Consider the following 13086-nt stretch of genomic DNA (forward strand, 5'->3'; position numbering starts at 1 on the left):
GTCCTGCGGCGGCTCACGGTGTCCCATCGAACGACCGATTTCTGAGACCGGCGTACGGCCAATCTGTCAATCTGCTGTGAGTTCAGCGGTTTCCGTGGGCCGGAAGGTTACGTGGCAGCAGATCCCATACGTGCCCGTTCTCGTTGACGGTGGCCACCGTGCGATGTCCGGTGCGTGAGTAGAGGATTCGCGTAATCGAACAATAATCGATCGGGAAGGTCAGCGGACGTCCCAGCGAAAGTAAGTGCTGCAGCATGATGTTGATCACCCCGCCGTGCGCGAAGGCCACGACGGTATCGGTGGGGCCCGCATCGGCGGCGATCTCTTCGATGGCGGCCGATACTCGCGCGAAGAACGCGGCCTCGTCGATCTGCTCGGGCAGATGGCCGGCCTTGATCCGGGCGTAGACGGCCGCGATCGCCTGCTGGGCGGCATCGGCCGGCGCATCCCCGGGCGTGCCCGCACCGACTTGCGACGCCGCCCGCCGCGCATCCTCGATAGGGACGTACGCCGCTAGATCGCGATCGTATTCGGCCAGACCGTCCAGGATATCCACCGGCAGACCCAGTTTCGCGGCCGTCGGCGCGGCCGTCTCGCGGGCGCGCACCTGCGGACTCGAGACCACCCGGGTGATGCGGTGCCCGTTGCCCTCGAGCCGCGCTATGGCGTCGGGCACGCGCCTCGCCTGCTCGATCCCCACCTCGGTCAACCCCGGATCGGCGGAGCCGGAGGCGGTGGTGACCCGATGGGGCTGGGCATGACGCACGAGAACTAGCTGCACACCCCCACTGTGCCGTACCGGTGATCGCCGTCGTCAGCCCGGCCCGGAACGCGTGTGGCCGGGATCCACGGGTCATGGATCCCGGCCACCGCGCGACGGTCTAGGTGCGGGGTTTGACCAGTGGGAAGGGGAGGGTTTCGCGGATGCTGCGGCCGGTGATGAGCATGACCACGCGGTCGACGCCGACGCCCAGGCCGCCGGTCGGGGGCATGCCGTGCTCGAGGGCCTGCAGGAAGTCCTCGTCCAGTTCCATGGCCTCCGGATCGCCGCCCGCGGCCAGCAGCGACTGCTCGGTCAGGCGGCGGCGCTGCTCGAGCGGGTTGGTGAGCTCGCTGTAGGCGGTGCCCAGTTCCACGCCCCAGGCCACCAGATCCCAGCGTTCGGCTACGCCCTCGACGCTGCGGTGGGCGCGGGTCAGCGGGGAGACCGAGGTGGGGAAGTCGATGTAGAACGTCGGTTCCTGGGTGTGGTCCTCGACCAGGTGCTCGTACATCTCCAGCACGATCTGCCCGGCGTCCCAGCCGAACTGGTGCGGCACCCCGGCCTTGTCGCAGAGGGTGCGCAGACGGTCGGCGTCGGTATCGGGGGTGATCGTCTCGCCCAGGGCCTCGGAGATGGCACCGTGCACGGTCTTGACCGGCCAGTCACCGGAGATGTCGACCTCCCGGAGCGAACCGTCCGAATTCGGCCGCAGCGCAACCATTTTCCCGTTCGCGGCCAGCGCGGCGTCCTGAATGAGCTGACGGCAGGCGTGCATCATCCGCATGTAATCGCTGTGCGCCTCATAGGCTTCCAGGATCGTGAACTCCGGATTGTGGCTGTAGTCCACGCCCTCGTTGCGGAAGACCCGGCCCAGCTCGAACACCTTCTCCATGCCGCCGACGCACAGCCGCTTCAGGTACAGCTCCGGCGCGATGCGCAGGTAGAGGTCCAGGTCGTAGGCGTTGATGTGGGTCTGGAAGGGGGTGGCGTTCGCGCCGCCGTGCACCTGCTGCAGCACGGGGGTCTCGACCTCGAGGAAGCCCCAGCCGTTCAACGTGTCCCGCAGCGAGCGCACCACCGCGCTGCGCTTGGTCATCACCTCGCGGGTCTCGACGTTGATCGCCATGTCGACGAACCGCTGACGCACCCGAACCTCGGGATCGGACAGGCCCTTCCACTTGTCCGGCAGCGGATGCAGGCATTTGCCGATCATCCGCCAGTCCTGGGCCAGCAGCGACAGCTCGCCGCGTCGGCTGTTCCCGATCCGGCCGCTGACCTCGATCAGATCGCCCAGATCGAAGAACTCGTCGAATTCGCGCGCGAGCTTGTCCCCGACCCGGCCGCGGTCTATGAGCAGCTGGATCTCCCCGGACCAGTCGCGCAGCACGGCGAACACCACGCCGCCGTAATCGCGGATCCGCAGCAGTCGTCCGGCCACGCGCACCGTCGTGCCCTTGGGGGCGCGCCGCGCGGAGTCCACCGTGTGGGTCGGCTGATAGGCGACCGGATAGGCGTCCAGCCCCCTGGCCTCGAGCCGGGCCACCTTGTCCATGCGCACCCGCACCTGCTCGGGGCGGCGGGGGCCCCCGTTCTCCAGTTCCTCGGGCGGCAGCTCCGGCGGGCTGCCGTCCGGGTGCAGGCCGGTCATCGTCGGCGGCACCGCCGAACGAATACCGGTGTGCACCATCGGATCCGGCTGCTTGCCGAAGCGCGGCAGGAAGCCCTCGGCCAGGGCGCTCGCGACGGCGACGCGGACCAGCTGGCGGCGCTCCTCGAACAGCGAGAACCGCGGCACCCACTGCGGCTGATACTTCACATTGGACCGGTACAGCGCCTCGAGCTGCCACCAGCGCGAGAAGAACATCAGCACCCCGCGCCACAGCCGCAGCACCGGACCGGCGCCGATGCGGCCGCCCTCCTCGAAGACCGCGCGGAACACCGCGAAGTTCAGCGAGATCCGGGTAATGCCGTACTGCTCGGAGCTCAGCGCCAGCTGGGAGATCATCAGCTCCATGACGCCGTTGGGGCCCTTGGGATCTCGCCGCATCAGCTCCAGCGACACGCCGGTGCGGCCCCAGGGCACCAGCGAGAGCATGCCCAGCACGCGCTCCTCGGCCTCCCCGGCGTTCGACACGGCCTCCACCAGCAGGCAGTAGCCGTCCAGTGGATCGCCGAGGCGGCCCAGCGCCATCGAGAAGCCGCGCTCGGTCTCGGTGTCGCGCCACGCGTCCGCATTCGCGATGACCTGGGCGAAATCCTCGCGGCTGAGGTCGTTGTGGCGGCGGATGCGCACGGTGATGCCCTGTTTGCGCAGCCGGTTGGCGGCCTGGCGGACCTGCTTCATCTCCGCGCCCGCCAGCGAGAACATGCGCGTCTCGAGGATGGCCTCGTCGCCCAGGCGCAGCGCCGAGAGCCCGGCGCGGCGGTAGGCCTGCGCGCCGAGTTCGCTGGCGCCCATGACCGCCGGGGTCCAGCCGTACTGGTCGGCCTGGCGCAGCCAGGCGTCGATCGCCTGCGGCCACGCCTCCTTCGTACCGATCGGGTCACCCGAGGCCAGCGAGACGCCGAGCTCCACGCGGTAGGTCACCGCCGCCTTGCCGCTGGGCGCGAAGACGACCGCCTTGTCGCGGCGGGTGGCGAAGTAGGCCAGCGAATCCTCGACGTCCGAGCGCTCCAGCAGGCCGCGAATGGCCGACTCGTCCAGGCCGGTCAGCGCGTTGGAGGCGCGCTGCGAGCTGAACAGCACCAGCGTCGCGGCCAGCAGCGCGATGAAGCCGAAGAAGCCCAGCAGCAGGCTGACCAGGTGCCCGGTGTGACCGTCGAAGTTGTCGGTGCTGACCAGGATCGCCGCGGTCACCTTCGACACCGCCCACGCCGGGCGTTCGAAGCCGCGGGGCAGGGTGCCCGGGAACAGTTCGACCAGGCCCCAGCCCAGCAGGCTGCCGATGGTCAGCCCACCGGCCAGCACGCCCAGGGCCTTCCACAGCGCGCCGCGGCGCACCTGGGTGTAGAACTCCGGCCAGGCCGCGATCAGCAGCCCGATCACCACGACGTGGATGATCAGCGCCACCAGCGAGCTGACGCTGTGGTCGTCGGCGAATTCCAGCGCGTTCGCGACCGCGAACAGCGTCAGGTAGCCGACCAGCAGCCACCACGCGATCCGTTTGCGGCTCGCGGTGGCGCCCGCGAGCAGGCCGATCATCAGCGCCCACACCAGCGAGGTTTCGGGTGCGTCGAAGTAGTAGTCGTCGATGTAGTGGCGCGGCACCTGGGTGATGAACCGCAGGCCGGGGGAGATGCTCCACAGCGCGCACAGCACCGCGAAAACGCCCAGGACCAGCGCGGCCACGTGCGGGACCTCGCTCAACCGGCCGTGCGCGCGGTGCGGGACCTCCGGCGACCGCCGTCTGTGCTCGTCGGAATGCTGTCGATCGGGTGTGGAGCGCCGGCGTTCGGGAGCCGCTACGCCGGATGTCGATGTCACCGCACCAGTGTGAATGTTGACCTCGCTCGAATGCATAACGTTCGCGGGCATGTCCTGTGTCCCCGGGCGTGTCGATCCATCACCCCGGGGGCCGGATGCGCTGTCGCGGGCGCGATTGGTATAGATGTAACCCATGTCGGATCCAGTCGATGTGCCGATCGATGACGAGGTCATTCGACTCGGGCAATTCTTGAAGCTGGCCAACCTCATCGATAGCGGCTCGGAGGCCAAGACGGTCATCGCCGCCGGCCTGGTCCGCGTGAACGATGAGGTCGAACTGCGCCGCGGTCGCCAGCTCCAGGTCGGGGACGTGGTCACCATCGCCGGGCACCGCGCCCGGGTCAGTGACGGGGGTTAGCTTTAGCTACTCGGCGCGCACGACGATGCCGTCGTGATCGCTGTAGAGCATGTCGCCCGGCGTGAAGGTGACACCACCGAATTCTACGGGCACATCGCGCTCGCCGGAACCGGTCTGGGTGCTCTTGCGCGGGTTGGTGCCCAGCGCCTTCAGTCCGATGTCCAGGGTGCGCAGGATCGCGGAGTCGCGTACCGCGCCGTTGACGATCACGCCGGACCAGCCGTTGGTCACGCCGCGCCCGGCGATGATGTCGCCGACCAGTGCGGTGTGCACGCTGGCGCCGCCGTCGACCACCAGCACCCGGCCCTCACCCGGCTCGCCCAGGGTCTGCTTGACCAGCAGATTGTCCTGGAAACAACGGATCGTGACGATGCGGCCGGCGAACATGTCGCGACCGCCGAACTGCGTGAACTGGGTGTCGCAGCTGCGAATCTCCGGGCCGATCTCGTCGGCTAGGTCCGCGGTGGCGACTAAATTAGCTGATTCGGTCACGGCTGCAAGCTTGCCATGACGCTCGTCGGCGTTCCCTGGGACCTTTCTGTCAGCTTCGTTCGGAAATCACGCGGTGACCGCGAGCGTCGCGGCCAGGCCGAACACCACCGCGATCACGATCACCTCGAAAGCCGCACGGCGCAGCGAGGATTCGGCGGACATGCGGTGGTCCCCCGCGATGGGAACCCAGCTGCGCCGCCACCACCAGCCCAGCGCCATCAGCCCCGTCACCAGCACCGTCTTCGCGAGCACGATGCGCCCGTAACCGGTGTCGACCAGCGGCGCCAGCCCGCCGAGCTTGATCAGGGCGTTGATGACCCCGCTCACGACGACCGCGCCCACCGCCGGCAGCGCCCACGCCGAATACCGGGGCAGCGCCTGTGCCCACTCCCCGCGGCTGCGCAACACCAGCGCCAGCGCGAGCAGCAGCCCGAACCAGACGGCCGCGGCCAGCACGTGCACGGCCGCGAACACCGCGCCCAGCGGTTCCTGGGACATGTGCCCGGTGATCGGGCGCAGCTCGATCGCCACGGCCGCGATCATCAGCACCAGATCCACCGTGGCCCGGTCGGGCCGGCGGTAGGCCACGGCGCAGTATCCGGCGACCACCGTGACGCCGATCAGGATCGCGATGCCGACCTGGCCCGCGCTGGTGTGCGTCAGGTAGTCACCGAACTCCCCGGCCCGCAGCCCGGTCACCCGCACCCCGACCACCTGCGCGGACTCGCAGGCCAGCAGCACGAATTCCAGCGCGGCCCAGATGCCCGCGGTCACCGCGAGGTGCCGCCACGGCGGCGCGATGCGCCGATGCAACCGCTGGAGCAGGCCGAGGCCGATGACGGTGGCCCCGGCACAGCCGGCCAGCGCCCGCACGGGCGCCTCCGACAGCACCGGGCTCGGCGCCGCCAGCGCCCAGGCCAGCGCGGCGCCGAGCAGTGCGGCCGGGACGACCAGCAGCAATATCGAACGCAGGGCGGTCGAACTGCCGCCGGTCGTCTCTCTCAACCGCTCGCCTTACTACCTCTTGCCGCCGGACTTCTTCTTGCCGCTGAACAGCACGAAGACCAGCGCGCCGCCGAACACGACGACCGCGCCCACGATGAAGATCCACACCGGAACGCCACCGGAACCGCCGCCGCTACCGGTTGCCTCGCCCACGGTGCTCGCCTTCGGGCCGGGCGTGCCGTGGCCGGCCACGGTGAGCGTGAAACTGCGGGTCCCGCTGACGGGGTGCCCGTCGGCGGAGGTCACGCGGTACGCCATCGTGTACTTGCCGGCCGGTCCCAGCTCACTCACCGCGATGCTCGCCTTCGGGCCGTCGACGACGGGCTTGCCGGTGGACCACAGATTCCCGTCCGGGCCGACCACGGTCACCGACGGGAAGCTGGGCTGCAGATTCTCGTTGAACGTGAACGTCACCCGGGACGGTCCGGTGGTGAGTTGCGCGCCATCGGGCGGATCCACGGAGATCAGCACCGAATGCGCGGCGGCCGGACCGGCGGCCAGCACGGCGAAGCCGCCGAGCAGTAGCGCGGCCGCGAGCCCCGAGACGAGCCGCCGGATCATGCCGACCGCCGGCTCCGGGCCAGTGCGCCGACTCCCAGTGCCGCGCCGAGGGCGCCCAGCACCAGTCCGATGCCGCCCAGCCAGCGGGCGGTGCCGTCGGACTTGGACTCGGACTTGGCCGACGTGGATGCCGGCATGGACATCGAGTCGTCGTCGGAACCGGCGGCGGCCAGGACCAGCGTGGGCACCGGGGTCTCCGGTTCCTTGCCATCGGGGCCGGGCGTCTGGTTCCAGTTGACGACCTTGCCGTCGCTGTAGGTCTGCACGGCGGGGAAGGTGGCCTTGTCCTGCTTGGGCAGCGGCGCCACCAGCAGCGGGAACAGCTGGAACTGGCCGGGAGCGATACCGGCGTTGCCCGGATCCGCGGTCCAGGTGACCGTCGTGAACTGGTTCTGGGCATTCTTGTCGAGCTTGGCGGTCCAGCCCGCCACGGGCTGGGTGCGCGCTTCGTCGACATTGGGCAGGGTGATGCTGAGCGTGGTCGTCGAGGCGGTGTCGGACTCGTCCGGGACCCGAAAGGTCAGGACCGCGTCGCCGCCCTGGCTGGCATCGGGGGAGGAGACCTCGACGTGGGCGGCGGCGGTTCCGGCGGCCAGGAGGGTCAGGCCGGCGACGGCGCAGGTCGCGATGAGGGCGCGCGAAATGACGATGGACATGGTTGTGGTGTGTGCTTTCTCTCGAATAATGGGTGTCGGCCGATCAGGCCGGCACCGGCGGCGCCCGCGAGCCCAGGGCTCCGGCGCGGAGAAAGCGGTACGAGGGAGGGGAGCCGACGGGCCAGCGACCGGACCCGCGGTGTGGCGCGATCGGGTGGGCCCGGCCGACGATGATTCGGATCGTCTGTGTGACAAGGCCGTACAGGCGCTCGGTCGCGAGGATGAGCGCGGTGCACACCAGCGTCGCGAGCACGTGTGCGATGGCCATCGGCCCGGTGGGCAGATGCAGCGCGGCCAGGAATGTGCCTGCGGCGCCAGCGGATTCGTCCCCCATCGCCATGGAACCCATGGAGTCGCCGCCGATCGCGACGGACAGTGCCGCGTGCGCGGCCAGCTGACCGCCGCCCAGCACGGCCAGCAGCGCTGCGCGCGAGGACATTCCGGCGGGCGCGGGCAGCAGGTTCGCGATCGCGCCGATACCGGCGGCCGTGAACAGGAGCAGGGTCAGCGCCGCTGAGCCGGGGTAACCGCCACCGGCCAGGCCGTGGGCGGCGACAGTCAGGGCCGCCACCGTCAGGCCGACCAGCACGCCGCGCAGCGATCCCTGAATGTCGCGCGTGGGAGTGCTGTTGCAACGCATGGCGGTTGTACGGTCCGCCCGGACATGCGGTTCACCCGGCCGGAATCCATGGGCAGAGTTCAGCGTCGAGGCGGTGGGCCAGTTCGGATGCCTGAGGCGCGGTACGCCGTCCGATCGTGCGGGGAGGTCTCGACCGTGCGGTACGGCCGCAACCCCGGAAGCGAATTCGCCTCTGAGGTTCCTGCCTGCCTTACCGCGGTCGAGCATCGTCGGGTGATCCTGGGCTCAGCCCACGCCCAGGCGCGCGAGCACGTCGGCCTCGACGCCGGACAGCTCGCTGGAGATCGAGGTGTGCACCGCGCGCCGGCGCGGGGCGGGCATCTGCTCGGCGGTGCGGATCGCGGCGGTCAGGCTGTCGAGCCGGTCCCGCGAGGCAGTGACGAACTTCTGGGTCTCGGCGTCCTTACCGGCCTTGTCCGCGATCTCGGACAGCGCCGAGGACGCCCCGGAGATGCGGGCCTGCAGCTTGGCGCCATGGCCGCTGTAGTCGCCCAGCTGGTCCAGGCCGATGCCGAGGCGATGGGCGCGGCGGGCATCGATCTGCCCGCGCACGAAGGTCGCCGCGCGGTAGGCCAGCGGGGCCAGCACCGGGATCAGCACCCGCGCCACACCCAGGTACTTCTTGATCTGACCGGCGCTGAATAGTTCGCGCTCGGCCTTCTCCGCCGTCTTCAGCGCCGCCTTCTCCTCGGCCTTGAGCGTCGAGATCTGCTGTTTGGCCACCTCGCGCTCGTTGCGCGCCACGGCGCGGTCGCGCTTGCGCTCGTTGCGCGCGCCGAGTTTGGCCTCCAGGGCCGCCTTGTGTTTGAGGGCCTTGGCCTCGGCCTTGCGGTCCGTGCGCCGCTTGCGTTTGGTGAACAAACCCATTGCACCCTCCTGTACGTACGGCTGTTCCGCATAGTGCGTACTCGGTGAAATGTATACCCGACAAGTGACCGAGCGTAGCGAGGGAACCATCAGCACAGCACCTTCGGTTGCAGTGGAGCCGAGCGCTAGCGAGGTGGAGCTGTGACCGAGCGCAGCGAGGGAACCATCAGCACAGCACCTTCGGTTGCAGTGGAGCCGAGCGCTAGCGAGGTGGAGCTGTGACCGAGCGCAGCGAGGGAACCATCAGCACAGCACCTTCGGTCGCGGCGGAGCCGAGCGCCAGCGAGGTGGAGCTGTGACCGGGGCACCGCTGCACGGGGGTATGTGCCCACAACCCGCGAGCCGACCGGCCGTCCCCGCCGTGCCCCATCCGTGCGGTGCGGTTCACCGGCTTGTCGGTGGGGAGGACCATACTGCTAAGTGTGTATTCGGGCAGTGACGACCTGCATGGTCGCGAGGGCAGCGGTAATGGAGCGCAGCGGCAGAGCACCGCGGCGCACGACGGCCGACCGGTCGGCGCCGATGCTTCGAGCACCAATTCCGATGTCGCACATACCGATTCCGATGCCGACCGCGCCGGGCGGGCCGCTTTCCTCGATGCTCGCTCGCTCATCGGCTGCCGGCACCGCCTGCACCTGACCGCGACCCACCCCGAGGTGCTGACGGGCGTCGCGGAGGATGCGGGGGTCACCCAGCGCCGCGATGCGGCCGTGGCCCACCGGGAGCATGTTCGCGACACCCTGGTGTCCGCCGATCCCTCGCAGTGGGTGGTGATCGAGCACGCGCAGCCGGCCGCCGCGCGCGCCGAGGCCACCATGCGCGCGTGTGCCGAGGGCGCGCAGCGCATCTGGGGCGCGGTACTGCCCCAGGAGTTCGACACCGGCCGCCGGGGCGGGGTGGAAATCCTGCTGCGGGATGCCGATCGGGGCGGCTATATCCCGGTGATCGTGGTCAATCACAAGGTGACCGATCCCCGCCAGCCCGACCCGGCCGACTATCACCCGCTCACCTCGGACCTCTATCGCTGGGATCCGCAGCCGGACCGGTACGTGCGCACCCGCACACAGCCGCGCGACCAGCAGCGTCTGGCCCATCTGTACCGGATGCTGCAGCGGCACGGGCTCGCCAGCCCGGCGCTGGTCGGCGGCGCGATCGGACTGGCCTTCGATCGCATCCTCATACACGATCTGGGGTCCCTGCTCGACGAGTACGACCGTCGCTACGCCGACCGGATCGCGGTGGTGCGCGGCGAGCTGCCCACGGTGCCGTCCAAGGTGCCCGAATGCCGCCAGTGCCCGTGGTGGTCCCGCTCCGGCACCGCCGAGGCCCCCAGCTGCGAGCGCTGGCTCACCGATCACCGCGACGTCAGCCTGGTGGCGCCGGGCTCGCGCGCGGAGCTGCTGCGGCGCCACGATGTGGAGACCGTCGAAGATCTGGCGGGGTGGACGGGGGAGGACCCCGACGACTGGCAGTACGAGCCGTTCTTCGAGACGGTGGTCACCGCGCGGGCCTGGATCTCGGGTGCACCCCTGGTCCGCCGCGTCGAGCGGCTGCGGGTGCGCCGGGCCGATGTCGAGGTGGACGTGGATCTGGAGAGCTACCAGGAGCACGGCGCCTACCTCTGGGGCACCCTGCTGGACGGGGTGTACCGGCCGTTCGTCACCTGGGATCCGCTACCCACCGTCGACGAGGCCCGCTCGTTCGCCGACTTCTGGACCTGGCTGATGGGGGTGCGGGCCGAGGCCACCGCGGCCGGGAAAACCTTTGCCGCCTACTGCTATTCGCGCACCGCCGAGGACAAGTGGTTGTACGAGTCGGCGCGCCGGTTCGCGGGCCGGCCCGGGGTGCCGAGCGAGCAGCAGGTGCGCGATTTCGTGGACGGCCCGGAGTGGGTGGACATGTTCCAGGCGGTCTCCGAGCAGTTCATCTGCCCGAACGGCAAGGGCCTGAAGAAGATTGCCCCCGTCGCGGGATTCTCCTGGCGCGATCCGGAGGCCAGCGGCGAGGCCTCGATGAGCTGGTACCGCCTGGCGGTCGGCTTCGACGGCACCGAGATCGATCTCTCCCAGCGCACCCGGCTCCTGGAGTACAACGAGGACGACGTCCGAGCCACCCAGGCCCTGCGTGACTGGATGGTCCCCGCCACGCCCGGAGGGCGCAGCGCCGAGGCCGAGGTGCCCAGCATGGCGGACTTTCGCGGCGCCGATTACACCCGACGTATTATCGCCGAGTGACTGAGTCCACTCGCCCCACCGACTCCGCAAGCTCTCCAACCCCGGAGGTGCACGTCGAACAACTGGAGTTTCAGGCCGAAACGCATCAGCTTCTGGAACTGATGATCCACTCGGTTTATTCGAACAAGGACACGTTCCTGCGGGAGCTGATCTCGAATGCCTCCGACGCGCTGGACAAGCTGCGGATGGAGTCGTACCGAGACAAGGATCTCGAGGTCGACACCTCCGATCTGCACATCGAGCTGGAGGTCGACAAGGACGGCCGGGTGCTGACCGTCCGCGACAACGGCATCGGCATGTCGCGCGCGGAGGTAGTAGACCTGATCGGCACGCTGGCCAAATCGGGCACCGCCCAGCTGCGCAAGCAGTTGATGGAGGCCAAGCCGGACCAGGCCGCGGAGGAGCTGATCGGCCAGTTCGGCATCGGCTTCTACTCGACCTTCATGGTGGCCGACAAGGTCACCCTGACCACGCGCAAGGCGGGGGAGTCCGAGGCGACGCGGTGGGAGTCCGCCGCCGGCTCGTCGACCTACACGATCGAGACCCTGGACAACGCCCCGCAGGGCACCTCGGTGTCGCTGCACCTCAAGCCGTCGGACGAGGACGATCACCTCTTCGACTACACGCAGGAGTGGAAGCTCCGCGAAATCGTCAAGAAGTACTCCGATTTCATCGCCTGGCCGATTCGCATGCAGGTCGAGCGCACCGTCACCGAGGGTGAGGGCGACGAGGCGCAGGAGAAGACGATCCTCGAGGATCAGGTTCTCAACTCGCAGAAGGCACTGTGGACGCGCCCGCGCTCCGAGGTCTCCGACGAGGAGTACAAGGAGTTCTACAAGCACGTCTCGCACGCCTGGGACGATCCGCTCGAAATCATCCCATTCAAGGCCGAGGGCACCTTCGAATATCAGGCGCTGCTGTTCATTCCCTCGACCGCGCCGTTCGATCTGTTCATGCGCGAGCACCAGCGCGGGGTGCAGCTGTATGTGCGCCGGGTGTTCATCATGGACAACTGCGAAGAGCTCATGCCCGAGTACCTGCGCTTCGTCAAGGGTGTGGTGGACGCGCAGGACCTCTCGCTCAACGTCTCCCGCGAGATCCTGCAGCAGGACCGGCAGATCCAGGCGATCCGCAAGCGCCTGGTGCGCAAGGTGCTGTCCACGGTGAAGGATCTGCAGGGCGCCGAGGACAAGTCCAAGTACGAGACGTTCTGGAAGGAGTTCGGGCGGGTCCTCAAGGAGGGCCTGATGTCCGACTTCGACAACCGCGAAACCCTGCTGCAGGTCTCGTCGTTCGCCTCCACCCACTCGGAGGAGAGGCCGACCACGCTGGCGGAGTACGTCGAGCGCATGGGCGAGGGCCAGGACAAGATCTACTACATGACCGGCGAGTCCCGCCGGCAGATCGAGAGCTCCCCGCACATGGAGGCCTTCAAGGCCAAGGGCCTCGAGGTGCTGATACTGACCGATCCGGTCGACGAGATGTGGGTCGGCTCGGTCACCGACTTCGACGGTAAGCACTTCCAGTCCATCGCCAAGGGCGAGGTGGATCTCGAGTCGGAGGACGAGAAGAAGGAGTCCGAGGCCCTGCGCGAACAGCAGGACAAGGACTTCGGCGACGTGCTGGGCTGGCTGCAGCAGGCGCTGGACGACAGCGTCAAGCAGGTCCGGCTCAGCGCGCGGCTGACCACGTCCCCGGCGTGTCTGGTCGGCGACGTCTTCGACTTCACCCCGCAGCTCGAGCGCATGTACCGCGCCTCGGGCCAGGCGCTGCCGGAGACCAAGCGGATCCTCGAGCTCAACCCGACCCACCCGCTGGTCACGGGCCTGCGTGAGGCGTACGGGAAGAACAAGGAGGCCGCGGACTCCGGCGAGTCGAACGATCTCACCGAGACCGCCGAATTGCTGTACGGCACGGCGGTTCTCGCCGAGGGCGGCGAGCTGAAGGATCCGGCGCACTTCGCCCAGATCCTGACCGACCGTCTCACCCGCACGCTGTAGGTCATCGAAACGGCAAGGCCCGCAAC

Annotated in this window: 12 protein-coding genes; 3 read left to right on the plus strand and 9 right to left on the minus strand. The window is 69.0% G+C overall.

What is annotated here, in order from left to right:
• Window positions 1-82: 82 nt before the first annotated feature.
• Window positions 83-781, minus strand: coding sequence for a histidine phosphatase family protein (locus KO481_RS01235; RefSeq protein WP_215915060.1), 699 nt, complete (start codon window positions 779-781; stop codon window positions 83-85).
• Window positions 782-881: 100 nt separating this feature from the next.
• The gene (gene lysX / locus KO481_RS01240; RefSeq protein ID WP_308166208.1) at window positions 882-4247 is read right to left on the minus strand and encodes a bifunctional lysylphosphatidylglycerol synthetase/lysine--tRNA ligase LysX; all 3366 of its coding nucleotides are present in this window, start codon (window positions 4245-4247) and stop codon (window positions 882-884) included.
• 133 nt (window positions 4248-4380) lie between these two features.
• Here lysX and KO481_RS01245 point away from each other — a divergent pair, with 133 nt between their 5' ends.
• Window positions 4381-4605 (plus strand): RNA-binding S4 domain-containing protein, encoded by a 225-nt coding sequence (locus KO481_RS01245; protein ID WP_215915061.1) that lies wholly within the window; start codon window positions 4381-4383, stop codon window positions 4603-4605.
• A gap of 6 nt (window positions 4606-4611) precedes the next feature.
• On the opposite strand, the gene rraA is transcribed toward KO481_RS01245, so the two are convergent.
• The 7 genes from rraA to KO481_RS01280 all read right to left on the minus strand — a co-directional run bounded on the left by rraA (window position 4612) and on the right by KO481_RS01280 (window position 9238).
• Entirely contained in the window at window positions 4612-5097 is a 486-nt protein-coding gene (rraA, locus tag KO481_RS01250; RefSeq protein WP_215915062.1) for a ribonuclease E activity regulator RraA, read from the minus strand.
• Window positions 5098-5163: 66 nt separating this feature from the next.
• Window positions 5164-6102 (minus strand): CopD family protein, encoded by a 939-nt coding sequence (locus KO481_RS01255; RefSeq protein ID WP_215915063.1) that lies wholly within the window; start codon window positions 6100-6102, stop codon window positions 5164-5166.
• A gap of 12 nt (window positions 6103-6114) precedes the next feature.
• On the minus strand, window positions 6115-6663 hold the full coding sequence (locus KO481_RS01260; protein WP_215915064.1) for a copper resistance CopC family protein: 549 nt from the start codon (window positions 6661-6663) through the stop codon (window positions 6115-6117).
• On the minus strand, window positions 6660-7319 hold the full coding sequence (locus tag KO481_RS01265) for a YcnI family copper-binding membrane protein (RefSeq protein ID WP_215915065.1): 660 nt from the start codon (window positions 7317-7319) through the stop codon (window positions 6660-6662). Before KO481_RS01265 ends, KO481_RS01260 begins: the two co-directional genes overlap by 4 nt.
• Window positions 7320-7362: 43 nt before the next feature.
• Window positions 7363-7959 (minus strand): hypothetical protein, encoded by a 597-nt coding sequence (locus KO481_RS01270; protein WP_215915066.1) that lies wholly within the window; start codon window positions 7957-7959, stop codon window positions 7363-7365.
• A gap of 225 nt (window positions 7960-8184) precedes the next feature.
• Window positions 8185-8826, minus strand: coding sequence for a DUF6474 family protein (locus tag KO481_RS01275; protein WP_215915067.1), 642 nt, complete (start codon window positions 8824-8826; stop codon window positions 8185-8187).
• Window positions 8827-9028: 202 nt separating this feature from the next.
• Entirely contained in the window at window positions 9029-9238 is a 210-nt protein-coding gene (locus KO481_RS01280) for a hypothetical protein (RefSeq protein WP_215915068.1), read from the minus strand.
• Window positions 9239-9437: 199 nt separating this feature from the next.
• On the opposite strand from KO481_RS01280, the gene KO481_RS01285 reads away from it, so the two are divergent.
• Together KO481_RS01285 and htpG are read left to right on the plus strand one after the other, a co-directional pair.
• Window positions 9438-11060, plus strand: coding sequence for a TM0106 family RecB-like putative nuclease (locus tag KO481_RS01285; protein WP_372451917.1), 1623 nt, complete (start codon window positions 9438-9440; stop codon window positions 11058-11060).
• Between the two features lie 47 nt (window positions 11061-11107).
• Complete coding sequence (gene htpG, locus KO481_RS01290; protein ID WP_215915859.1) at window positions 11108-13060, plus strand: molecular chaperone HtpG; 1953 nt, start codon at window positions 11108-11110, stop codon at window positions 13058-13060.
• Window positions 13061-13086: the final 26 nt, after the last annotated feature.

This window comes from Nocardia albiluteola (assembly GCF_018860155.1).
GTDB lineage: Bacteria > Actinomycetota > Actinomycetes > Mycobacteriales > Mycobacteriaceae > Nocardia > Nocardia albiluteola.